The 22,254-nt window shown below is 66.3% G+C and carries 18 protein-coding genes and 1 tRNA gene; 4 read left to right on the top strand and 15 right to left on the bottom strand.

The window, feature by feature from the left end:
* Positions 1 to 541: 541 nt before the first annotated feature.
* Together QQK63_RS08690 and QQK63_RS08695 are read right to left on the bottom strand one after the other, a co-directional pair.
* Positions 542 to 1,891 (bottom strand): sensor domain-containing diguanylate cyclase, encoded by a 1,350-nt coding sequence (locus QQK63_RS08690; RefSeq protein ID WP_277823628.1) that lies wholly within the window; start codon positions 1,889 to 1,891, stop codon positions 542 to 544.
* Between the two features lie 251 nt (positions 1,892 to 2,142).
* Positions 2,143 to 3,441 carry an ATP-binding protein gene (locus QQK63_RS08695; protein ID WP_277823630.1) on the bottom strand — a complete coding sequence of 433 codons (1,299 nt, stop codon included), beginning with the start codon at positions 3,439 to 3,441 and terminating at the stop codon, positions 2,143 to 2,145.
* A gap of 28 nt (positions 3,442 to 3,469) precedes the next feature.
* On the opposite strand from QQK63_RS08695, the gene QQK63_RS08700 reads away from it, so the two are divergent.
* A complete protein-coding gene (locus QQK63_RS08700) occupies positions 3,470 to 4,363 on the top strand; it encodes an MBL fold metallo-hydrolase (protein WP_277823632.1) in 894 nt (297 codons plus the stop codon).
* A 69-nt stretch (positions 4,364 to 4,432) separates the two neighbouring features.
* Positions 4,433 to 4,507: transfer RNA gene (locus QQK63_RS08705), tRNA-Asn, on the top strand.
* A gap of 75 nt (positions 4,508 to 4,582) precedes the next feature.
* Here QQK63_RS08705 and QQK63_RS08710 read toward each other — a convergent pair.
* The 8 genes from QQK63_RS08710 to denD form a co-directional block, all read right to left on the bottom strand.
* Entirely contained in the window at positions 4,583 to 5,350 is a 768-nt protein-coding gene (locus QQK63_RS08710; RefSeq protein WP_277823634.1) for a hydroxypyruvate isomerase family protein, read from the bottom strand.
* Positions 5,347 to 5,994 carry a 3-oxo-tetronate 4-phosphate decarboxylase gene (gene otnC / locus QQK63_RS08715; protein WP_277823636.1) on the bottom strand — a complete coding sequence of 216 codons (648 nt, stop codon included), beginning with the start codon at positions 5,992 to 5,994 and terminating at the stop codon, positions 5,347 to 5,349. Before otnC ends, QQK63_RS08710 begins: the two co-directional genes overlap by 4 nt.
* Complete coding sequence (otnK, locus tag QQK63_RS08720; RefSeq protein WP_277823708.1) at positions 5,991 to 7,229, bottom strand: 3-oxo-tetronate kinase; 1,239 nt, start codon at positions 7,227 to 7,229, stop codon at positions 5,991 to 5,993. The genes otnC and otnK overlap by 4 nt, the downstream gene beginning before the upstream one ends.
* Positions 7,229 to 8,113 carry an L-threonate dehydrogenase gene (gene ltnD, locus QQK63_RS08725; protein WP_277823638.1) on the bottom strand — a complete coding sequence of 295 codons (885 nt, stop codon included), beginning with the start codon at positions 8,111 to 8,113 and terminating at the stop codon, positions 7,229 to 7,231. The genes otnK and ltnD overlap by 1 nt, the downstream gene beginning before the upstream one ends.
* Positions 8,114 to 8,115: 2 nt before the next feature.
* A complete protein-coding gene (locus QQK63_RS08730) occupies positions 8,116 to 9,396 on the bottom strand; it encodes a TRAP transporter large permease (RefSeq protein WP_277823640.1) in 1,281 nt (426 codons plus the stop codon).
* Complete coding sequence (locus QQK63_RS08735; protein WP_277823642.1) at positions 9,393 to 9,926, bottom strand: TRAP transporter small permease; 534 nt, start codon at positions 9,924 to 9,926, stop codon at positions 9,393 to 9,395. The genes QQK63_RS08730 and QQK63_RS08735 overlap by 4 nt, the downstream gene beginning before the upstream one ends.
* An 83-nt stretch (positions 9,927 to 10,009) precedes the next feature.
* On the bottom strand, positions 10,010 to 10,978 hold the full coding sequence (locus QQK63_RS08740; RefSeq protein ID WP_277823644.1) for a TRAP transporter substrate-binding protein: 969 nt from the start codon (positions 10,976 to 10,978) through the stop codon (positions 10,010 to 10,012).
* A 39-nt stretch (positions 10,979 to 11,017) separates the two neighbouring features.
* Positions 11,018 to 12,004 (bottom strand): D-erythronate dehydrogenase, encoded by a 987-nt coding sequence (denD, locus tag QQK63_RS08745; protein ID WP_277823646.1) that lies wholly within the window; start codon positions 12,002 to 12,004, stop codon positions 11,018 to 11,020.
* Between the two features lie 161 nt (positions 12,005 to 12,165).
* Here denD and QQK63_RS08750 point away from each other — a divergent pair, with 161 nt between their 5' ends.
* Positions 12,166 to 13,191, top strand: a complete 1,026-nt coding sequence (locus QQK63_RS08750; protein WP_277823648.1) for a LacI family DNA-binding transcriptional regulator — start codon at positions 12,166 to 12,168, stop codon at positions 13,189 to 13,191.
* A 10-nt stretch (positions 13,192 to 13,201) separates the two neighbouring features.
* Here QQK63_RS08750 and QQK63_RS08755 read toward each other — a convergent pair whose 3' ends face one another.
* The gene (locus QQK63_RS08755) at positions 13,202 to 16,321 is read right to left on the bottom strand and encodes an efflux RND transporter permease subunit (RefSeq protein WP_277823650.1); all 3,120 of its coding nucleotides are present in this window, start codon (positions 16,319 to 16,321) and stop codon (positions 13,202 to 13,204) included.
* A 17-nt stretch (positions 16,322 to 16,338) separates the two neighbouring features.
* Positions 16,339 to 17,493: an efflux RND transporter periplasmic adaptor subunit gene (locus tag QQK63_RS08760; RefSeq protein WP_277823651.1), complete on the bottom strand. Its 1,155-nt coding sequence runs from the start codon at positions 17,491 to 17,493 to the stop codon at positions 16,339 to 16,341.
* Positions 17,494 to 17,662: 169 nt separating this feature from the next.
* On the opposite strand from QQK63_RS08760, the gene QQK63_RS08765 reads away from it, so the two are divergent.
* On the top strand, positions 17,663 to 18,406 hold the full coding sequence (locus QQK63_RS08765) for an endonuclease/exonuclease/phosphatase family protein (protein ID WP_277823653.1): 744 nt from the start codon (positions 17,663 to 17,665) through the stop codon (positions 18,404 to 18,406).
* 99 nt (positions 18,407 to 18,505) lie between these two features.
* Here the strand turns inward: QQK63_RS08765 and QQK63_RS08770 are convergent, their stop codons facing one another.
* The 3 genes from QQK63_RS08770 to QQK63_RS08780 form a co-directional block, all read right to left on the bottom strand.
* Positions 18,506 to 20,023 carry an OpgD/OpgG family glucan biosynthesis protein gene (locus QQK63_RS08770; protein ID WP_277823655.1) on the bottom strand — a complete coding sequence of 506 codons (1,518 nt, stop codon included), beginning with the start codon at positions 20,021 to 20,023 and terminating at the stop codon, positions 18,506 to 18,508.
* Positions 20,020 to 21,591: a glucans biosynthesis glucosyltransferase MdoH gene (gene mdoH / locus QQK63_RS08775; protein ID WP_277823658.1), complete on the bottom strand. Its 1,572-nt coding sequence runs from the start codon at positions 21,589 to 21,591 to the stop codon at positions 20,020 to 20,022. Before mdoH ends, QQK63_RS08770 begins: the two co-directional genes overlap by 4 nt.
* A 99-nt stretch (positions 21,592 to 21,690) precedes the next feature.
* Positions 21,691 to 22,242 carry a cytochrome b gene (locus QQK63_RS08780; RefSeq protein ID WP_277823660.1) on the bottom strand — a complete coding sequence of 184 codons (552 nt, stop codon included), beginning with the start codon at positions 22,240 to 22,242 and terminating at the stop codon, positions 21,691 to 21,693.
* Between the last annotated feature and the right edge of the window lie 12 nt (positions 22,243 to 22,254).

Consider the following 22,254-nt stretch of genomic DNA (forward strand, 5'->3'; position numbering starts at 1 on the left):
TCAAGTCTAGGTGTTTAAGCAGTTTTTTGCTCCGTCCACGAGATCATTCATGGATGCAGATGCTAGCCTAAGATGGCCGACGACCCTCCATTTGCTAGCTTTGCATCATTGTGGAACATGCAGACCTCGACAATGGTGAGCCGCCTTTTCTCTGCGATCTGGGCTCTAGCCTTGGCCAAGTCAGTACTTCCTTCCAATATCCCGCGCAGGGCCTTGCGTTTTTCACATTGCCGAAGTGCTGCGGCAGAGACTTCAGTCTTCTCCTGAAGATGGCTGAATACTAACGCGTGAGACGTACCGCCTTCGTGGCGGTTTTTTCTTGTTCGCATAGAAAGCCAAATGGAAAAGAAATTGGCCGCCATGGTGACAGACTAGGCCGCCGACCTAAAAAGGATCATTGTAATTATTGGATAATTTTTGGTCCTCGTGGCAGAGATGGTGACACCGGAACACCCGCTACCCGGGGCCGACAGAATTCCAATCAGTCCCGGCAGAAATGTCCAACCACCGCGCGGGATTGGGGCAAGCCCTGCGACCCCGTTCAGGACGGCTTGGTAGGGGCAAATTGTTCTGAATAGACGCGATAGGCGCTGCCGTTCACCTTTTTTGCCGCGTAAAGCGCGCGATCTGCTCGTTCCAGCAGGCTCTGGGCATCGGATGCGTCCTGGGGATAGAAGGAAATGCCGATGCTGGCATGGATGGAGGTCCGGGTACCGCCGATGTCCACCGGGCGCGTCACCTCCTCGATCAGACCGGTGACCTTTCTGGCATGGTCGAACCGGTTTCCCAGATGATTGACCAAAACGGCAAATTCATCTCCGCCCCAACGCGCGATCACATCCGCCTTTCTGAAGTAGGATTTCAGCTTTGCTGCGACATGTTTCAGGGCCTGGTCGCCCGCCGCGTGCCCCTGCGTGTCGTTGATCCGCTTGAGACCATCCATATCGATCAGCATGAGCATGAGATTTCCACCGTAACTGTCGATGGTCTTGATCGACCTTTCCAGGCTTTCGGAAAACGCGGCCCGGTTCCCCACCCCCGTCAGCGGATCTGTCAGGGCAAGCACGCTCAGTTTCAATTCGGCAGTCTTTTGATCGGTAATGTCTTGCGCGATTCCCTGAATTCCGGCCTTTTGTCCATGACTGTCGAGGATCACCTCTCCGCGCAGCTTCAGCCAGCCAGAGGTTCCATCGTATTTCACCGTTTCGAGATCCAGCTCGTAGGGGACGCCTTCCTCGATGGTACGTGAAATCTCGGCCATGAGGCTTTGCCAGCTCTCCTCCGTAAAGAGCTTGCGATGCTCTTCGAAGGAGGGAACCTCCATCGAGGGCTCCAGACCGTAGATTTCGTACAGACCCTTGGACCACCAGACCTCGTTCGTTTCGAGGTCGAGCCGCCAACTCCCCATCTTGGCGATCATTTGGGCCTGATTGAGATGATCTTCGATCAGGGAAAGCTGGCGCGCCTGCTGTTCCAGCAAGTCGCGTTGATGTTTGATCTGTTTTTGCACGTCGTATTGAAACGTCACGTCGCGCTGCACGGAAACCCAATAATGGACCCAACCAGCCTCGTCTGCCACCGGCAGGATGCTGAGGTCGACAACAAAACGGCTGCCGTCCTTCTTGTAATTGACCAGCTGTTCGCGGATCGGCTTCCACTGCCTGAGATTTTCGCCCATCCGCCGGATCGCAGCCATGTCGGAGTCCGGTCCCTGCAGGATACGCGGCGTTTTTCCGATCAAGTCTTCATTGCTATATCCGGAATGGTCCAAAAACGCCTTGTTCGCAAAGACAATCCGTGGACCGGGTTGATCGAGAGGCTCCGCCTCCGTGATCAATATGGCATCCATTGTGTGTCGGTGGATTGCCTCAAGGACATCGTCGAGCCGCATCCGCAGCGCTCCTCGCAAGGTAAGGCTTGCAGAAGGCAAATACTCAATGCCGAATCGCTACAGATGCCTGACGCTGACAGGTTCCACTCTGCTGCTCAAGAAAGAATTCATAAAATCCCGATACTTGGAAAAACGCTAAAGGAGCGGTGCGCAGCAATCAAAACGCCAACTTGGCCAGGGCAGATCTTTTGGGGGACTTGCCGTTCGTCCGCTCCGGCGTGCCCGACCCTCGCGGCTCGGGCCACGCACGGTCAGCGCGGAAGCACAAGGTCCACCCGCAAGCCGCCCATGTCGGCGCTTTCCCCCAAGGACAGGGTGCCACCGTGGCGCTGCGCGATGTCACGCGCGATGGCAAGGCCAAGACCAACGCCCGACCCCTTGTCCTGGTTGCGCGCCGCATCGAGCCTCGCGAAAGGTTTGAGCGCCTCGGCGCGGCGTTCGGGCGGAATGCCCGGGCCGTCATCCTCGACGGTGAAGCGGATCGCGCGGTCGATCAGGACGACGGTCAGCCGCGCCCGCCCGCCATAGCGCAGCGCATTGGACACCAGGTTGGACAGGCATCGCTTGACCGCCTGCGGGCGCAGCATCACGAGACCGGATTGCGCGGGGGCGACCAGATCCACCTGCCCGCCCAGACGCCCGGCATCCTCGGCGATCTGACGGCCAAGCGCCACGGGATCCGTCGCGGTCGGATCGTCCAGCGCCTCGGCCCTCGCGAAATCGAGGAAGGTTTCCAGAAGCGCCTCCATCTCCTCCACGTCGCGCTTGAGCGCCGCGATCTCGGGGTCGGGGTCGAGCATGGACAGGCCCAGCTTCATCCGCGTCAGCGGCGTCCGAAGGTCATGGCTGACACCCGACAGCATCAGGGTGCGCTGGTCGATCATCGCCTCGATCCGCTCGCGCATATCGAGAAAGGCCCGCCCCGCGCTGCGAACTTCGGTCGCGCCGGAGGGGCGGTATTCGACAAGCTGCCCCTTGCCGAAAGCCTCCGACGCCTGAGCGAGCCGCCGGATCGGCTTGAGCTGGTTGCGCAGAAAAATATAGGCCACCCAGGTCATGAAGAGGCCGAAGAACACCATCAGCACCAGCAATTGATGCGGATTGGACGCCGACAGCCGACGCCGGGACACCGACAGCGCGACAACCTCTTCGCCCGCCTGCACGATCACGGCGGGAAAGCGTTCGTCGGTCACCAGATCGACGGCGATCAATCCCGGCAGATCGCGGCGCAGGACCCGCGTCGCCTCGGCCCCGGTCAGGTCGTAGAACAGGCGCCGGTCGACCGGAACGCCCGGTGGCGGCGGTGCGATGCCGATTTCCAGCGCCGCCGCCAAGTCCTCGGCCGGGTCCCCATCGGCGATCCGGGCTCGCACAAGGTCGAGATCGAGCACCAGCGACGTGGTCATCTGCGCCGCAACGTCCCGGAAATAGCGTTGCAGGATCTGCCCCGAAACGACAATCTGCAAGGTGACGACCGGCACAAGCAGGATAAGCGCGGCCCGGCCATAAAGGCCCCGCGGCAGAACCCTTTTGAGCCAGCCGAAATCCATGGGGCCAGATAATCAGGCGGACGGGACGATGGAAAGCGAAAGCGGCGTGATCGTTCTGGAACCCGGCGTGCGGCGGCTGACCGCGCCGAACCCTTCCCCGATGACCTATCGCGGCACCAACACCTATCTTCTGGGCGAGGCGGAGGTCGCTGTGATCGACCCCGGCCCCGACCACCCGGGCCACATGCAGGCCATTCTCGCAGCCGTGCCGCCGGGCGCGCGGATCGGCGCGATCCTTGTCACGCATTCGCATCGTGACCATTCCCCGCTTGCACGCCCCCTTTCGCAGATCACGGGCGCGCCTGTTCTTGCGGCGGGGCCCTCCGATTGGGGGCGTAGCGCGGTTATGGCCGAACTGGCGGCCAACGGCCGCATCGGCGGTGGCGAAGGGGTGGACCTCGATTTCGCACCCGACGAACGCCTTGCCGAGGGCGATAGCCTCGCAGGCGGCTGGGGCGAGATCGGCGTGCTGGAAACGCCCGGGCACATGGCCAATCACCTGAGCTTTTCGTGGAACGGGGCGCTGTTCACCGGGGATCACGTCATGGGCTGGTCAACGTCGCTGGTCTCACCACCCGATGGCGACATGGGGGCCTTCATGGCATCGTGCCGACGCCTCGCCGGGCGCGAAGACCGGGTCTATTACCCGGGCCATGGCGATCCAGTGGCGACACCGCGAGAGCGCATCGCCGAACTGATCGCCCACCGGGAGGGCCGCGAGGCACAGATCCTCGCCGCGTTGTCCGAGACTGGCGCCGCAACCGCCAGCGGATTGGCCGCCCGTCTCTACACCGACCTCGCCCCGGCCCTGCTGCCCGCCGCGGAGCGTAATGTCTTGGCGCATCTTCTTGATCTTGCGCATAGAAACCAGATCACAGCGCTGGACGATCCCGGCCCGGGGGCGCATTTCGCGCCAAGATGAAATCGCGGACGATTTTTCCCCTCCCCCCTCTGGACGCTGGGAATCCGACTTGCTATATGCGCCCTCAGTTCCGGCGTAGCTCAGCGGTAGAGCAGTTGACTGTTAATCAATTGGTCGTAGGTTCGATCCCTACCGCCGGAGCCAATCTCACCGCATTTTGTTGAAGACCAGCAAGGCTTGTCCGATGGGCGCGGCGGGTGTTCGCTTTGCTGAGCCCTGTCAGCGGCCGCGCAGCGCGTGGAGCCAAGCGAGGCTATCTTCGGTCGCGCCCGCGACCTTGTATTCGGCCCCGAGGGGCCGCGCCCAGCCGAGGGCCACGATCTCGGCGAAAATCGGGGCGTAGTCTAGGCTGCCATGGTCCGGTGCCCCGCGGTCGGGAACGGAGGCGAACTGGATATGGCCGATCAGCGGCCAGAGCGCGCGCAGGCGGGCGACCACGTCGCCTTCGGTCCGACCGACATGATAGCAATCGAACATCAAGCGCAGGTTCGGCGCAGCGATTTCTGTGATGATCTCTGCTGCCTGCTCGGTCCGGTTCAGGAAATAGCCCGGCGCATCCCAAGGGTTCAACGGCTCGATCAAGATGATCCGGTCGTGGCCGGCCTCTGCACAGGCATAGCGCAGGTTGTCCAGGAAGGTCTGGCGCGCCGCCTCCCCCTCGGTCCGGCCCGCCATGACATGGACGGCACCCGCGCCGACGGCCCTTGCATAGGCCAGGGCCTCGTCGATGGCGGAACGCGCCTCTTTCTCGCGCCCGGGAAGTGCGGCAAGACCGTTCTCCCCGGCTGGCACATCGCCGCGCCTTGTGTTCAGGCCCAACACGGGCAAGCCGGTCTCGAGCAGCGCCGCCCTGACGTTGGCGGGATCGACGTCGTATGGCCAATGAAACTCCACCGCGTCAAAGCCCGCGGCCTTGGCCGCCCGGATCGCATCGGGCAACGCCAGTTCGGTCCAGAGAAAGCCGAGATTTGCGGAAAACAGGGTCATTCATCCCACTCCACGTCGAAGCGCGTGACGACCGCGCGCACTTGGGCCGCAGTCAGCATCCGGGGCGAGGTGCCGCGCAAGAGCAGCGCCAGTTTCGCCGTCGCCTCAAGCTCCTCGATCGCGTTGCAGGCGGCAACCACGTCCCGCGCCGCCACCACCGGGCCGTGATTGGCCAAAAGCACCGCGCTGCGCTTGCCCGCCAGACCGCGCACGGCATCCCCCATCGCCGGATCGCCCGGCACGAAAAAGGGCAAAAGCTTCACCTTCCCAAGCTGCATGATCGCATAGGGCGTGAGCGGAGGCAGGACATTGTCGGGGTCGGTTTCGGACAGCATCGAGAGCGCAACCGAATGGGTGCCGTGCAAATGCACGACGGCCCCCGCCGTGCTGCGCGTGTCGTAAAAGGCACTGTGAAGCGGCATTTCCTTGGTTGGCGGATCGCCCCCGATCAGGCGGCCCAGCGCGTCAAAGCGGCTGAGCCGCGCGGGATCGAGCCTGCCGAAACTGGTGCCCGTGGGCGATACCAGAAGGCCGCCATCCTCGGTCCGGGCGGAAATGTTGCCGGTGCTGCCATGGGTCAGACCGCGATCGAAGAGCGACTTCGCCAAGTCGCAGATCTGCTCGCGGAGTGCGGTCTCGCTCATGGCCGCCCCTGTAGGCGTGCATCGGCCTTTTCAAAGAAATCAACCGCCCCGAAATTCCCCGATTTCAGCGCCACCACCAGATCAGGGCCTGCGCGCAATGCGGGTACACCGGGATCGATCTCGGGCCCGATGTCGAGCGTGCCAAGCTGCAATCCCTCCACCACTGCGCCCGAGGTTTCGCCGCCCGCCGTGATCAGGCGGGTGATGCCGCCTGCGACAAGGCGGCGGGCGATCTCGGCAAAGGCGGCCTCCAGCGTTTCGGCGGCGCGGGCGCGGCCATGGCGCTCCTGCACGCGGGCGACCTCGGCCGGGTCGGCGGAGCTGTAGGCCAGCGGCAGACCCTCCTGAGCCAGGATCCAATCGGCGATCTCGGCGGCGCTCAGACGTCCTTCGATCACCTCTTCGGCGGGGATTTCGCAGGCGGGGTGGCGCGCGGCGTGGTGGGCGACCTGCGCGCGTGTCGCCGTGGAACAGGACCCGGACAATACGGCCCCCCGCCCCTTCTGACCCTGCCATGGCACGGGCGCGGGGGTGCAGCCGAAATTGGCAGGCAGGCCGATGGCGATGCCCGACCCGCCCGTGATCAGCGGCAGACCCTTGGCGGCTGCCCCGATGGCCACCAGATCGGCATCGCGCAACGCGTCGACCACGATCAGCCGATGGCCTGCGGCGTCTTGTGCCTCCAGCGCCGCGGCGATCCGCTCGGGCCCCGCAAAGACATCGCCAGCTGCCACATGGCCGACACTGTGCCGCGTCTGGGGCGCGAGCCAGCGGCGGATGTCGGGATCCGTCATCGGGGTCAGCGGATGGTTCTGCATCCCGCATTCGTTGAGCAGCCTGTCCGCCACGAAAAGATGCCCTTGGTAGATCGAGCGCCCGGTGCCCGGAAAGGCGGGGCAAACGATCACCCGTTGCGCCGACAGCGCCTCGGCCAGCGCATCGGCGACGGGGCCGATATTGCCCTCGGGCGTGCTGTCGAAGGTCGAGCAATACTTGAACAGGATCTGCTCGCAACCCTGCGCGCGCAGCCAGTCAAGGGCCGCCAGAGACTGGCGCACGGCGTCACGGGCCGGGATCGAGCGGGTCTTGAGCGCGACCACGCCCGCCTCGACCCAAGGTTCGGCGGGGCCATCTGGGATGCCGGTATATTGCACGACCCGCATACCGCCCTTGGCCAGCGTATTGGCCAGATCGCTCGAGCCGGTGAAATCATCCCCGATGCAGCCCAGCCGCATCATGCCTCTCCCGGCAGGGTCAGGCCCGCGTTGCGGGCATAAACCTTGGCCACGGCCGCGTCATCCTCCTGCCCCAGCCCCATGCCCGCGGCGGCAAGGTATTGCTGAAGCGCCGCCGCCGTGATGGGGGCGGGAAACCGGGCCTCGCGCGCGATGTCCAGAACGATGCCCAGATCCTTGGGCCATATGTTGACCGAGCTGTGCGGCGAGTAATCGCCCGCCACGATATGGGGCGCGCGGTTTTCCAGCATCCAGCTTGTGCCCGCGCATTGGCGGATCACCTCGAGAAACCGGTCGGGCGCAACACCTTGGGTCATGCCGAATGTCATCGCCTCGGCCATGGCGGCGATATGGACGCCAGCCAACATCTGGTTCACGGCTTTCATCGCGGATCCGGGGCCTGCCGTATCGCCCAGTTCGAAGACCGTCGTGGCCATCGCATCAAGCACGGGCCGCGCGGCGGCGAAGGCTTCGGGCTTGCCCGCCGCCATGATCGACAATTGGCCCGAAGCAGCCTTGATCGACCCGCCCGAGATCGGCGCATCAAGGTAGCAAAGCCCGCGCGCCTCGGCCTCGGCCTCCATTTCGCGGGCGAAGGCGGGCGCGACGGTAGCGCAGCTCAGGATCACGCCACCCGGCCTCAGGCGGTCGGCCAGCGCCGCCGCCCCGAACAGAACGTTCCGTGTCTGCTCGGCGTTGAGCACGACACAGACGAGCGCATCGGCCTTGGGGCTGTCGGGCTGCAAGGCTTGTCCCCCGCCCGCAACCAGCGCCGCAAGGCGATCCGGGTTGGTGTCGGCGCCATGCACCTCCAGCCCTGCGCGCAGGCACGACAACGCCATGCCCAACCCCATGGAACCAAGACCGGCAAAGTGAAGGATCATGTTCAAAGCCCCATGATGAGTTGCATTGGCCATAGAGACACCGCCGGAACATAGGTGACGATCATCAATGCGGCAAAGACGGTCAGCACGAACCACAAAAGCTGCGGAATGATGCGTTCGACCGGGATATTGGCGACCGAACAGGCCGCGAACAGATTCACGCCCAAGGGCGGGGTGATCATCCCCAGCGCAAGGTTCAGCACCATGATCAACCCGAAATGCACCGGGTCCACACCATAGGCCATGGCGATGGGCGCAAGGATCGGCGCAAGGACAAGGATCGCGGCCGAGGTTTCGATGAACATGCCCACGACGAGAAGCAACAGGTTGACGACCAACAGGAACATGAACCGCGTCTCGATCACCTCGCGCATCAGCGCGGCGATATCGTTGGGCAGGCCCGAGCGCGTGACAAGAAAGGAAAACAGCGCCGCCGCCGAGATGATCAGCATGATCGCAGAGGTGGCGAGGACCGTTTTCTTGAGAACATCGGGGAGATCGCGAAGCTTGAGCTCACGGTAAAAGACCATGCCCACCAACAGCGCCACGACGACCGCGGCAGCGCTGGCCTCGGTGGGCGTGAAGACACCGGTATAGATGCCTCCAAGAATGGCGATGGGCACCAGCATGGCGGGAAGTGCAGCCAATGCGGCAGGGCCAAACCGCGGGCGATCCGCGCCGTCCTGCGCCCCGATCCCGCGCAGCCGGCACAAGATCAGGACCAACGCCATCAGCACGCCTGCAACAAGGAAACCGGGGCCGATCCCCGCAAGGAACAATTGCCCGATCGAGGTGTCGGTCGACACACCATAGAGGATCAGCGGGATAGAGGGTGGGATCAGCACGCCCAATTCCGCCGATGACGCCTGCACGGACGCCGCCATCGGCTTGGGATAGCCATGTTTCACCATGGCAGGGATCAGGATCGCCCCGATGGCAAATGTGGTGGCCACCGAAGACCCTGAGACGGAGGCGAACATCATGCAGGTCAGAACGCAGGTTGCCGCCAGACCACCCTGCACGCCCCCCACGATGGCCTTGGCCAAATCGACCAGCCGCTGCGAGATGCCGCCGACCGACATCAGATTGCCCGCAAGGATGAAGAGCGGGATCGCCATGAGCGGGAAACTGTCCAGCCCCGTGAACATCCGCTGCGCCACCAGCAACAGCGGCAACCGCCCCTGCGCCTCGATCCCTATGACCGAGGCAAGGCCGATGGCCACGGCGATGGGAACACCCAACAGAAAGAAGATGCCAAGCGAGAGCGCGAGAGCGGCGTTCATGATGCGCCCTCCGCCCGCAGGATGTCATCACCGTCGCGCTTGGGCCAGTCACCTTGCGCAGCGCGGATCATGCAGCCCAGAACCGACAGCGCGATGAAGACCGACCCCACCGGCAACGCGGCATAGACCCAAGCGATGGAAATCTGCAGCGCCGCCAACGTCTGTCCCGCCACACGCTCGGTCATCGCCAGACCCTGCCAGAACAAGATCCCGAAGAAGATCAGCGTCAGAACCATGGACACTTGGTAAAGCGCATGGCCCAGCCTGCGCGGCAACGCTGTCTGGATGAATTCAAGCGCGATCATCGTGCCCTCGCGAAAGGCCGGGCCAACGCCAAGAAATACCGACCAGATCATGGCCGAGCGCGTGATGACCTCCGACCATGTCGAGGGCTGGCCAAAGGCAAAGCGCGTGGTCACCTGGTATACCGCAAGCGCCGTCGCCAGCACCAAAAACCCGATGGCGGCCCAAAGCGCGATCCGCGTCGTGATCGTCTCGAACCTCAGGAACAGGGACAGGGCGTTTTTCATGCCGCCACCTTTCTTGCCGCTCGGGGGTGGACGGGCCGGACGACGAGATATCGACCGGCCCCTTTTATTTCAGGCCCTTGGCCTCATTCGAACGCGACGATGCGCTCGATCACTTCGCTGCCGAAACGGTCCGTGTAGACCGGCCATGCCGCTTCGGCGGCCAGCGCCTGGAAGGGCGCGCGGTCAATGTCGGTGATGACCTCCATGCCGTTGGCGCGCATCAGCTCGACACCGTCACGCTCCAGCCGGTCCACCTCGGCGCGGGTCGCGGCGGCGGAGGCGGCGGCCGCTTCCCGGAACCAGCCCTGCTGCTCTTCGGTGAGGCCGTCGAACAGAACGGGCGAGGCCAGAACGATGGCGGGCGAATAGACATGGCCGGTCAGCGTGACATAGCCCTGCACTTCCCAGAAGCGCGAGGCGGTGATGACCGTGATCGGGTTTTCCTGCCCGTCGACAACGCCTTGCTGCAGCGCGCCGAACACCTCGGGGAAGGCCATCGGCGTCGGCGCGGCCCCCATGCCTTCGAAGGCGGCCATGTGGACGGCGTTTTCCATCGTGCGCAGCTTCAGCCCGTCCAGATCAGCGGGCGAGGTGATCGGACGCTGCGAATTGGTCACGTGGCGGAAGCCATTCTCGGTCCAGGCAAGGCCAACGAGGTTGTTTTCGCCGACTGCATCCAGCAATTCCTGACCGATCTCGCCATCCAGAACGCGGCGGGCGTGGTCGTAATCGCGGAACAGGAACGGCAGGTCGAGCGCCAGAACCTCGGGGACGAAATTGCCCAAGGGGCCGGTCGAGGTGATGACGAGATCGAGCGAGCCGATCTGGAGCCCCTCGATCATGTCACGCTCGCCGCCCAGCTGGCCTGCGGGGGCCTGCTCACCGGTGAAGGTACCGCCCGACAGTTCGGCCAGCATGTCCAAAAAGGCTTGTGCGCCAACACCATAGTGCGAGGTGGGCGAAAGCGCGTGGCCGATCACAAGGTTTTCCTGCGCCTGAGCCGCGCCCACGAGGGCAAGCGCGGAAACCGCGCCGAGGATGTAGTGTTTCATCTGTCTCTCTCCCTGACTTTAACGACGCCGCGGCCCTCCTCAGGCCACGGTCTCCATGCGGCGGCGATGCTCGTCGATCAGCGCCGCAATTCCGGTGTTGGGTTCAAATCCCAGCGCGCGGGCGCGGGGGCACAGGATCTCGCCGGGCCATGACGCGACGATGGCCGCGATGGCGGGGTCGGGTTCGGGCGTGATCCGGGCCGCGACCTCGGGGCCCGCGATGGTGGCGAGCGTGTCGATCATCTCGCCCACGGTCACGGTGATGCCGGGCAAGGTCAGGGTGGTATCGCCCCCGATCTGTCCCTGTTCCAGCGCGCAGGCCCGCAAGGTGTAGTCGAGCGCCTTGTCGGGTGACGCAAGATGTAGACGCAATTCGCGTCCCACGGGCAGGATCGCGGGCTGACCCGCCAAGGGCTCGCGCAAGATACCGCTGGCGAAACTGGACGCCGCGCGGTTCGGCGCGCCGGGGCGGATCGAGATGGTCGGAAAGCGCAGGGACCGGCCGAGGATGATGCCGCGCCGCGTCGCGTCGCGCACCAACAGCTCGCCCATCAGCTTTTGCGTGCCATAGGAGGAGCGCGGCGCGGGCAACGTGTCCTCGGTGATCGTGTCGTTGTCGGCGCAGGAAAACACCGCGACCGAGGAGGAAAAGACAAAGACCGGCGGACGCGCCATGCGGCGGCAAGCCTCGATAAGCGCCAGTGTTCCTTGAAGATTCACGGAAATTCCGAGGTCCCAATCGGCCTCAGCCTGACCGGAGACGACGGCGGCGAGATGGATGATCAGGTCGGGCGCATCGGACGCGATGCGGGTCAGAACGGCGGCATCGAGCAGGCCACCGGCGACGGGATGGACGCGTTTGCGCCCATGGGCCAGCTGTGCGAGGGGCTCGGCCGCGATGTCGACGGCCACGATGGCAGAGACGCGCCGCTCTACCCCGTTCAGCACCACGGTTTCGGCCTTGTCCAAGGCCTCCACGACCATTCGGCCGATGAAACCGGCGGCACCGGTGACGACGATTCTCATGCTGCGACCCTCCCCCGTGACGTTTCTGACAAAACATGACAGCGCTGTCAAAACGGATTTTGATGTTTACTATTATTGATGAATTATTACGATCTGCGGATAGATATTACCACGAGATTACGGCGATGGGGTCTGACAGCCCTGTCATTTTCGGACGGGACATGAGTACAGATTCCCCCCAAGGTGGCGACAGCCGCCCCACCCTCGCCGAGGTCGCCCGCACCGCGGGGGTGAGCGAGATCACCGCCAGCCGGGCGCTGCGCGGGGGAACGCATGTCGCGCGCCGGACGCTGGAAAAGGTCGAGGCGGCGGCGCGCGCGCTGAACTATGTTCCGAACCGGCTGGCGGGCACGCTGGCGGGCGGGCGGTCGCGGCAGGTGGCCGTGGTTCTGCCCTCGCTCTCGAACAGCGTCTTTGCCGATGTGCTGAACGGGCTCGAGACGCATCTGGAACAGGCGGGGCATCACCCTATCCTCGGCGTTTCGAATTACGACCCGGACCACGAGGAACGGCTGGTGGCGGACCTGTTGTCGTGGCGGCCGGCGGGATTGGTCATCGCGCCTGCGGCCAGCACGGTGGCGACGCGGCGGATGCTGGCGGGGGCAGGTGTGCCGGTGGTCGAGATCATGGATATCGACCCCGCGCCGATCGACATGGCGGTCGGCCTGTCGCAGCGGGCAGCGGGGCGGGCGATGGCGCATTACCTGATCGGGCGCGGCTATCGCAAGATCGCCTATGTGGGGCATGACATCTCGACCGATCCGCGCGCGACGACGCGGCTGGACGGGTTGGTGCAGGGGTTGTCGGAGGCGGAGATAAAGCTGGCCGCGACCGTGATCCTGCCCGGCCCGTCGTCGGTTCCGCTGGGCCGCGAGGCCGTGGCGCGGCTGTTGCAGGAGGTGGAGCCGGGCGGGCTGGCCGTCTGTTTTTCCAATGACGACATGGCGGTCGGCGCGATGTTTCACGCGCTGGATGCCGGGCTGAACGTGCCGGGCGATATCGCATTGGCGGGGTTCAATGGGCTGGCGATCGGTCAGGCGCTGCCCCTGCCGCTGACCAGTGTCGCGTCGCGCCGGGACGAGATCGGGGCGCTTGCGGCCAAGGCGCTGCTCGCGCGGTTCGCAGGCGAGGATGTGGCGCGCGTTCAGGATGTGGGCTTTCGCCTGATCCCGGGCGCTACGACCTGAGGAGCGCGCCTTATTCCGCCGCGCCGGGGTTGCGGGTGGCGCTGTCAAGCTCGCGCATCAGGCGCTGTTCCTCTTCGGCCTTGGGCTGACTGAACCGCGCCAAGAGCAGGTAGGCAACGGGCGTCAGGTAAAGCGTGGAGACCGTGGCAAGCCCCAAGCCGCCCACGATCACCCAGCCCAGCGCCTCGCGCGCCTCGGCCCCGGCTCCGAAGGACAGGATCAGCGGCACACCGCCCAGAACGGTGGAGATCATCGTCATCATCACGGGGCGCAGCCGAATGGTGGAGGCATCGAGGATGGCGTCGCGCACCCCTGCCCCGCCGTCGCGCAGCTGGTTGGCGAATTCGACGATCAGGATGCCGTTCTTGGCCATGATCCCGATGAGCATGACGAGACCGATCTGGCTGTAGATATTGAGGCTTTGCCCCGTCAGGAGCAGCGCGAAGATCGCGCAGGCGATGCCCAAGGGCACGGTCGCCATGACCACAACGGCGGAGATAAAGCTTTCGAACTGGGCGGAGAGGACGAGAAAGACGATCAGGATCGCGAAACCGAAGGTCAGGAAGAGCCCGGCGGAGGTTTCATCAAGCGTCGCGGCCTCGGCCAGCGGCACGATCTGGTTTTGGGGTTCCAGCACCTCGTCGGCCAGCCGCTCCACTTCGGCCAGCGCCGCCCCGAGCGGGAGCGCGTCGGTCAGCCCTGCCGAGACTTCGACCGAGCGGTTCTGCCCCTCGCGTTCCAGTTCGGGGGCGACGGCGCGTTCCTCGAGCCGGACGAAGGAGGACATGGGGATCATCTGGCCATCGCCTGCCTGCACGAAGACGTTTTCCAGATCGCCCGGATCGTCGACCCGCGTGGCGGTGGACAGCATCTGGATGTCGTAGCTTGTGTCATTGACGAAGACGCTGCCGACGCTGCGCCCGTCGAGGACGGCGCGGAGCGCCTCGCCCAGTCCCGTGATCTCGACCCCGAGATCGGAAGCACGGGCGCGGTCGATCTCGATGAAGAGCTGCGGCTGGGTGGTTTCGTATTCCAGCCGGACCTGCCCGAAGGCAGGGTTTTCCTGCATCCGCGCCACGAGCGCCTCGCCCGCCTGTGCAAGCTGGGCGTAATCATTGCCGGTGATGGCGAAGGTCAGGCCGCGCCCTGCCCCGCGGATGCCCAGCGAATTGGGCTGGATGGCGAAGGCGCGCACCCCCACGACACCGCGCAGCGCGCCATTGATCTGGCCCACGATGTCCTGTTGGCTGCGCGCGCGCTCGTCCCACGGGGCGAGCGTCATGACCATGAAGCCACGCGAATTGGACCCGGTGCCCGCGATGGAAAAGAGGTTCGTCACCTCGCCGCTATCGCGAAGCGGCTGCATAAGGCCCTCGATCTCGCGCATCTTGGCGGCCATGTAGTCGAGCGACACGCCCTGCGGCGCGGAGACCGACAGAAGCGCCACGGCGCGATCCTCGGGCGGGGTGAGTTCCTGCCGAATGCCTTGCGCAACCATGGCGGCGGTGGCGGCGAAAAGGCCCGCCACCAGAACGACGATCCACGCATTGTCGAGCGCGACGCGAAGGCTGGAGGCGTAGAGCGCGGCCAAGCGGTCACCGAGCCAACCGAAAAAGCCGCCGCCCGTGCCCGTCTCTTCGCGGCGCAGCATCTTGCTGGCGAGAACCGGGCAGAGCGACAGAGCCACGACCGAGGAGAGCGCCACGGCAATGGCCAGCGTGAAGCCGAATTCGCGGAAGAGGCCCCCGGCCTGCCCCGGCAGGAAGGAGAGCGGCACGAAGACGGCGGCCAGCGTGGCGGTGGTGGTGACGACCGCGAAGAAGACCTGTTGGGTGCCCAGAACGGCGGCGGCGCGCGGCCCCATCCCTTCGGAGCGGCGGCGCACGATGTTTTCCAGCACCACGATGGCGTCATCCACCACCATGCCGGTCGCCAGAACCAGCGCCAGAAGCGTCAGGATATTGACCGAAAAGCCCACGAGATAGATCGCGGCGAGCGTTCCGATCAGCGCCACGGGCATGGTGAGCGCAGGGATCATCGTCGCCCGCAGGTCGCGCAGGAAAAGGAAGATCACGACAACCACGATGGCCACCGCGAGGAGGAGAGTTTTCACCACCTCTTCGATGGAGCCACGGATGAAGACGGCATCGTCGGAGGTGATGAAGATGTTCACATCGGGCGGGAGCGACCCGCGCAGGGTTTCGACCGCGCCCCGGACCCCTTCGGAGATGGAGAGCGTGTTGCTGGTCGCTTGCCGCAAGATGCCGATGCCAAGGCCGGTTTCGCCATTGGCGCGCAGGATGGTCTCGTTCGGGGCGGGCCCGAGCGTCACGCGGGCCACGTCGCCGATGCGCACGTCATCGCGGATCACCAGCGCCTCGAAGGCGGCGGGCGTGACGACGGCGGCGGTGGTGCGCACGCTGATCGATTGGCGCGCGCCCGACAGGTCGCCCGCGGGCGCGTCATAGGCGACATCGGACAAGGCGGCGCGCAGGTCGGCGAGCGTCAGGCCGCGGCTGGCCAGTTCCATCATGTCGATGTCGACGCGGAAGATCGGCGAGCGGTCGCCATAGATCTGGAGATCGGCCACGCCCTCGACGGAGATGAGGCGGTCGGAAATTTCCTCGTCCACCAGCCGGGTCAGGTCCTGCGCGCTGCGGGTAGCCGAGGTCACGGCGATGCGCAGGACGGGCTGCGCGTCGGCATCGGCCTTGACGATGCGGGGCGTTTCGGCGCCGTCGGGCAGCGCGTTGGCGATCCGGGCGACCGCGTCGCGCACATCGGTGGCGGCCACGTCGATATCGGCGCCTTCGCTGAATTCCAGCGTCACCCGGCTGCGCCCGAAACGGGAGTTGGACGAGATGGAGCGCACGCCCGCCACGCGGCCCACGGCGCCTTCGATCCGGCTGGTGATTTCCTGATCGACGGTTTCGGGGGCGGCCCCCGGGAAATCGGTGGTGACGGAGATGACGGGGCGGTCGACGTCGGGCAATTCGCGCACTTCGACGCCCAGAAGGCTGGCGAGGCCCGCGATCACAATCAGCGCGCTCAGCACGAAGGCAAGGATCGGGCGGCGCACGAAAAGGGCCGTTCCCGATTGTCCGGCGCGTTCGGCTGTGGCCTGTTTCATCGCGTGTTCCCTTGGCTTCAGGCGTCGTCGGAGGCGGCGGGGGCTGGGGCCGCAGCGCCCTCGACGATCTGGAGATCGGCACCGGGGCGGAGCGTCTGGACGCCTTCGATGATCACGAGGTCGCCCGGCGCGATCTCGGCCTCGACCAGCACGCTGTCGGCGTTGCGTTGGCGGATCGTGACGGGCACCCGCACGGCCTGACCGTCGCGCGCGGCCCAGACGAAGGCGCCGTCCCCCGACCATTGGATCGCCAACGGATCGACGGAGGGGAGTGTGTCGCCCGGAAAGGACAGGGTGACGGAAAACGCCTGACCGGCGCGCAGGCTGTCGTCGGCATTGTCGAGTTGCGCCTGGACGCGCAGGGTGCGGCTGGTGCGGTCGACCACGTTGTCGAGCGCCACGATCTCGCCCGAGAGCACATGATCGGGTCGGGCCACCGCCGTGACCTCGACCGGCATCCCGATGGAGAGTTGCCCGATGAAACGCTCGGGCACGCGGAAATCGATTTGCAGGCTGGAGCGGTCGCTGAGGATGGCGAGGGTGTCTTGCGTGCTGATCCGGTCGCCTTCGGCCACTTCGAGAAGGCCCGCCCAGCCGGAGATCGGGGCGGTGATGCGGCGCAGCGACAGGTCGAATTCTGCCTGTTCCACCCCAAGCTCGGCCGTGCGCAGCGCCAGTTCCGCCTCGCGGATCTGGACCGCCGACACGGCGCCCGACCCGCTGAGCTGGCGCAGGCGGTCAAGGTTGCGGCTGGCGTCCATCACCATCAGGCGCGCGCGTTCGAGCGCGATGCGCTCGGCATCGTCATCGAGCTGGGCCACCAGCGCGCCCACTTCGACCCAGCTTCCCGGGCTGACGGCGAGGTCGCGGATCATGCCCGTCGCATCCGAGCGCACCGTGACCGAGCGGAGCGCGCGGCCATCGCCGATGGCGCTGACGCGGGCATTGGCCTGACCGGTGCCGACGGGGGCCACGACGACCTGCACCGCCCCGCCGCCAAAGCCGCGGCGGCCGCTTTCGGCGGCTTCGGCCGTGGGCGGGGCAAGCCCGAGAAGGTCATAGACGCCGATGCGCGCGAGATAGGGTGCGGCGGCCGGGACATAGACCGCCCAGACGCCGACAGCGATCACGATGGCCGCGAGGGCCAGAAGGCTTTGCCTGAGTAGATGCATGTTCGTCCTGCCCGAGCGCAACGACCGGCTTGGTCCATCAGTTCTTACATAGGCCCTTGAACACGCGCGTCACAAAAGAATTCGTGAGGCGCGTCCGAGGGCTGCGGGATATTCCGTCTTGATGCGCGGGGCTGCGGATTTATCTGCGCCTCAGATCCGGGACAGAGACATGACCGCCACCCACGCGCCTTTCACCTGTGCCAGTTGGAACATCCACCGCGGTCGCGGCGGGGATGGGCGCGTCGATCCGGACCGGATCGCGCGGGTGTTGCGCGACGAGGTGGTGGAGCCGGGTCTGGGCGCTCTGGTCTTGCAGGAGGCGGATGCGGAATCTCCGCCGCATCAGGGTTTTCTCGACATTGCACGGATCGAGGCGGAGAGCGGGCTTGTCCATCTCCACGCCGATCCGGCCCATCGCTGGGGCGCGGAAAGCCACGGGTTTCTTGGAACGATCGTTTTCCTGCATCCAGAGGCAAGCCCGGAGGAGATCGCGCTGATCGATTTGCCCGGGCATTGCCACAGGGGGGCGGTGGTCGTCGACTTCACCCTTGGCGGGCACGCCCTGCGGCTGGTGGGCACGCATCTGTCGCTGAGCCAAGGGTTGCGGATGGCGCAGATGCGCACGATCGGCCAGCATCTGTTTCGCCGCGCGCCACGCCTGACGATCCTTGCGGGCGATCTGAACGAATGGCGGCCTTGGGGCGGGCTGGCCTTGTCACAGCGGATGACGGGGCTGGACCTGCGGGGGCCCGCGCCCGCGACATTCCCGGTGGCGCGCCCCATCTTGCCGCTGGACCGGGTGCTGGTGACGCCGCCCGCCCGCGTGACCGAGGCTCGGGTTCTGGACGGGCCGGGCATACGCATGGCCTCCGACCACAGGCCGCTCAGGGTGCGGATCGCGCTTTCGGAATGAGGCGCGGCCTGGGCTGCTGCCACCACCGCGTCCTGCCCTTCATCTTGGCCGGAAAACTCCGGGGGGAATGGCCAAAGGCCATGGGGGGCAGAGCCCCCCTCAGACCCCACCATCCCGGGCCCGCGTCCAGCGGTAGAGCCAGACAGGCGTGGCCGGAACGCCGCCCGCATCGCGCAGCACAAGCCGCAGGTCGCAGGTATCGGCGGTGCCGGGCGTCAGCAGGAAGGTGACCCGCGTGCCGCGCCCGTCGGGCAGGGCGAAGACGCTGGCGCCCGACACCTCGCCGGCATTCGACGACAAATCGGCCACGAGACCATCGGGCGGCCCCGCGAAATCCACGACGAAGCGGCGCGTGCCGGGACGGTCATGTTCGCGGCCACTGCGGCTTTGGCGAAGCGCCATCAGCCCCTCGGCCCCGGGATCGCTGCGCGTCCATGTCAGCCGGTAAGCGAAACGGTGTTCGCTGCCTGCCGCCAGCGGCGCCTCGGGTCGCCAGAAGGCGACGATATTGTCCATGAACTCGTCGCTTGTGGGGATCTCGACGAGCATCACGGCCCCCCTGCCCCAATCGTCCAACGGCTCGACCACGGCGGAGGGGCGATCATGGTAGCGCGCCTCGCTGTCCTCGAAATCCTCGAAGGCGCGGGGCGTCTGCCAGAGACCGAAGGCGCGCGGCCCGTCATCTTGCAAAGCGGTCGTTTCGACCCGTGCCGGGTTGGCGATGGGCCGCCAGAGCGCTTCGCCCGCGCCGTTGCGCACCGTCAGCACATCGCTGTCATGGACGCGGGGGCGGAAATCATCGGAGACGGCGGCGCGCATCGGCCCCTTGAGATACATGGAAGTAAGCGGCGCCACCCCGATATCCGCGATCTCGCGCCGGGGCATGAGGGTCACCGCCACCTCGGTCACGGTGTCGTCGCCGGGGCGCAGGACCATGTCGAGATGGCCCGCAAGCGACGGGCTGTCGATCACCGCCTCGAGCCGGACCGCGCCCGCCGTCGCAGGATGCAGGCGCAGATGGGTGAAGCGGGGGAATTCCTCGGGCACGGGGCCGCCGGTTCCCAGCGCCACGGCCCGCGCCGAGAGGCCATAGACCATGGCGCGGCCGATGGCGCGGAAATAGCTTGCGCCCTGCACCACCAGCACCTCGTCCATCACGTCGGGCGCATTCAGCGGATGGCGCAGGCGCAGGCCCGAGAAGCCCGCGCCCGGCGCGGTTTCGGGGATGGTGTCGAAATAGCGGTCGTGGAAATCGAACAGGGCGGGTGTCAGTTCGACATTGCGGAACCCGTCATCCGTGGGCAGGTCGATGGCCACCGGGTCGGGAAAGAACAGGCCCGGCGGCAGGAGATCGACGGCATATTGCCCCTCGAGCGGGAGCATGGCGGCGCGCCCGGGGATCGGGCGGATCGCGCGGTAACTGTCATAGGTCAGCCCGGCGAAGGGCGGCGGCAGAATGCCCGTCGGCGCCTCGTAGGGACGCGCGGCGAGCGCGCGGGCCGCGTCGAGGAGGCTGCCCGAGGCTGCGGGCGTGGCGGTCTGGGCCGTCAGGCGAAGGCCGGGGACGAGCGCAACCGCTGCCAGCGCCCCGCCCAAGAGATCGCGGCGGCGCATCATGCCCCCGCATCCAGCGCGGGCACGAGGATCGGGGCGGCCAGAAGCGGGGCCGCGATGGGCATCAGCCAGACCAGCGCCGAGACAGGCCCCGTCAGGAGCGTCACGGCGATGAGCACCAGACCGGCCCCCGCCTCCGGCAGGCCGAGGGGTAGCGCGCGGGAGGCGCGGCCCGATTTCCAGCCGCAATCCCGCCCCATCAGCACGGAGGCCACCGCGCCCGTCTGGCGCACCATGACAAGGGGGGCGATCAGCGTGGACAACACCACTTCGGCCACGGCGGCGCGCAGGATGACGCGGCGGCGCGCGGCGCGGCGCGCGCGCGCCATGGCAGCGCCCATGGCGCAGAGCTTGGGCAGGAGAAGGACGCAAGCGATCAGCGCGAAGGGCAGCGCGCCCTGCACGGTGACCGCGCCCGAGGCGATCATCACCACCAGCGCGAGCCAGATCGGCGCGGCGAGATAGCCCATGATACCGGAGGCGAAGTGCAGGCGGCTGAGCGGTGCGAGACCGGGTTCGGCCAGAAGGCGCAGGTGTTGCAGGTTGCCTTGGCACCAGCGGCGGTCGCGCTTGTGGAACTCGGCCAAGGTCTGGGGACCGTCCTCGGCGCTGCCGGCCATCTCGGGGTCGAGCGAGACCGACCAACCCGCGCGGCGGATCCAGGCGGCTTCGACGAAATCATGGCTGAGGGGCGCGCCGCCGAAGGGAGCCGGACCGGAGAGGACGGGCAGATCGGCGGCATCGCGGAAGGCCGCGACGCGCATGATCGCGTTATGGCCCCAGTAATTGCCGCTGTCGCCCGACCAGGCCGCCATGCCGCGGCCGAAATTGGGTGACAGGAGGCGCACGGAGAGGCGCTGGTAGCGGCCGAAACGGCTTTGCGCGGGCACGAGGGTCATGCCGGCCTGAAGGAGGCCGAGGCGCGGCTGGCCTTCGATCCGGTGGATGAGGCTGCGGACGCGGGGCGCGCTCATCTTGCTGTCGGCGTCGAGGACCAGCATGTAGGCGAAATCGGTGCCGTCGGCCGCCAGCCAATCCGCGATATTGCCGGGCTTGCGGCCGGTGTTGACGGCGCGGCGGCGGTACCGGATCGCGCCCGAGGCACGAAGCTCCACAAGGGCCGCCTCCTCGGCGGCGATGCGGGCCGCGTCGCGGGTGTCGGAGAGAACGAAGATCGTCACGCTGTCGGCAAGTCCGAGGCGGTCGAGGCCGCGGCGCAGATCGGCCAGCGCGGTCGCCACCTTGTCGGCGGGTTCGCCGCAGAGCGTGAGCAGAACCGCCGTCCGGCCCTGCGGTCGCCAGCTTTCGGGGATCGCCGCTGCGCGCACGCGTGGTTGCAGGAGACCGAGGATCGCTGTCGCCGCGCCGCCCGAAATCCACAGCGCGCTGAGCGTGACCAGCACCATCGCCGCGACCGAGGTGGGCGTCCATGCCGGGATCGCGCCTGCGACCGCCCAGGCGATGCCCCCGGCCATGCCCGCCGTCAGCGCCGCGAAGGCCCGGAAGTGCCAGTGTCGCCCCATGGAGCGCGGTCCGATAAACGGTCCGATATGGCTTTCGGCGAGGGACATGATGGGGGTCAGCCTTTCTTGATGGAGGTCACGGAGGGGCGCGGTGGGTCGCGCTGCGCCGCGGCATCTACTCCGCCTGTTGGCGATTGCAAGGGGCGCTTATCGAAGCCCGCCACCCACCGGTGGCCAGATGCGCGAAAAGATGCCGTCGCGCTTCACAATGCCGTGAAAACAAGCAGCTGCGATGTGCAGGCAGAGGATGGCGGCCAGCGTCAGGCTGGAAAAATAGTGGACGGCTTTGGCGGTCTCGGCCAGCGCGTCCGAGCGCGGCACGAAGCCCGGCAGGCCCATCGCATCGAGGCTTTCGATCGGGAAGCCGCCCGCCCGGACGCGGATGTAACCGGCGAGGGGAACGACGATCATCAGGACGTAAAGCGCGAGGTGGCTGGCCCCCGCCGCGCGGGCCTGAGCGGCGGGCAGCGTTGCGGGCAAGGCCGGGGATGCGTAACGAAACCTGACGAAAAGGCGCAAGGTGACCAGCAGGAGGAGGAGAACGCCGGTGTTCTTGTGGAACACGAAGAGGGCGTTTTGCAGGCCGCGGTCGAGGCCCGGCTGCACCATCACCAGACCGGCCGGGATCATCAACAAGATGAGGGCCGCCATGGTCCAGTGTATGGCCCGCGCCGGGGCGGAATATCTGTCGATCTGCATGGGCAACCCATC

The sequence above is a fragment of the Roseicyclus marinus genome, assembly GCF_030163795.1.
GTDB lineage: Bacteria > Pseudomonadota > Alphaproteobacteria > Rhodobacterales > Rhodobacteraceae > Roseicyclus > Roseicyclus marinus.

Excerpts from the sequence above, each read along its gene's own strand:
- QQK63_RS08735 (WP_277823642.1), bottom strand. The coding sequence starts at position 9,926 with ATGAAAAACGCCCTGTCCCTGTTCCTGAGGTTCGAGACGATCACGACG.
- QQK63_RS08770 (WP_277823655.1), bottom strand. The coding sequence starts at position 20,023 with ATGATGCGCCGCCGCGATCTCTTGGGCGGGGCGCTGGCAGCGGTTGCG.
- QQK63_RS08700 (WP_277823632.1), top strand. The coding sequence starts at position 3,470 with ATGGAAAGCGAAAGCGGCGTGATCGTTCTGGAACCCGGCGTGCGGCGG.
- QQK63_RS08750 (WP_277823648.1), top strand. The coding sequence starts at position 12,166 with ATGAGTACAGATTCCCCCCAAGGTGGCGACAGCCGCCCCACCCTCGCC.
- otnK (WP_277823708.1), bottom strand. The coding sequence starts at position 7,229 with ATGCGGCTGGGCTGCATCGGGGATGATTTCACCGGCTCGAGCGATCTG.
- QQK63_RS08765 (WP_277823653.1), top strand. The coding sequence starts at position 17,663 with ATGACCGCCACCCACGCGCCTTTCACCTGTGCCAGTTGGAACATCCAC.
- otnC (WP_277823636.1), bottom strand. The coding sequence starts at position 5,994 with ATGAGCGAGACCGCACTCCGCGAGCAGATCTGCGACTTGGCGAAGTCG.
- QQK63_RS08695 (WP_277823630.1), bottom strand. The coding sequence starts at position 3,441 with ATGGATTTCGGCTGGCTCAAAAGGGTTCTGCCGCGGGGCCTTTATGGC.
- QQK63_RS08740 (WP_277823644.1), bottom strand. The coding sequence starts at position 10,978 with ATGAAACACTACATCCTCGGCGCGGTTTCCGCGCTTGCCCTCGTGGGC.
- QQK63_RS08780 (WP_277823660.1), bottom strand. The coding sequence starts at position 22,242 with ATGCAGATCGACAGATATTCCGCCCCGGCGCGGGCCATACACTGGACC.
- denD (WP_277823646.1), bottom strand. The coding sequence starts at position 12,004 with ATGAGAATCGTCGTCACCGGTGCCGCCGGTTTCATCGGCCGAATGGTC.
- ltnD (WP_277823638.1), bottom strand. The coding sequence starts at position 8,113 with ATGATCCTTCACTTTGCCGGTCTTGGTTCCATGGGGTTGGGCATGGCG.
- QQK63_RS08760 (WP_277823651.1), bottom strand. The coding sequence starts at position 17,493 with ATGCATCTACTCAGGCAAAGCCTTCTGGCCCTCGCGGCCATCGTGATC.
- QQK63_RS08710 (WP_277823634.1), bottom strand. The coding sequence starts at position 5,350 with ATGACCCTGTTTTCCGCAAATCTCGGCTTTCTCTGGACCGAACTGGCG.
- mdoH (WP_277823658.1), bottom strand. The coding sequence starts at position 21,591 with ATGTCCCTCGCCGAAAGCCATATCGGACCGTTTATCGGACCGCGCTCC.
- QQK63_RS08755 (WP_277823650.1), bottom strand. The coding sequence starts at position 16,321 with ATGAAACAGGCCACAGCCGAACGCGCCGGACAATCGGGAACGGCCCTT.
- QQK63_RS08730 (WP_277823640.1), bottom strand. The coding sequence starts at position 9,396 with ATGAACGCCGCTCTCGCGCTCTCGCTTGGCATCTTCTTTCTGTTGGGT.
- QQK63_RS08690 (WP_277823628.1), bottom strand. The coding sequence starts at position 1,891 with ATGCGGCTCGACGATGTCCTTGAGGCAATCCACCGACACACAATGGAT.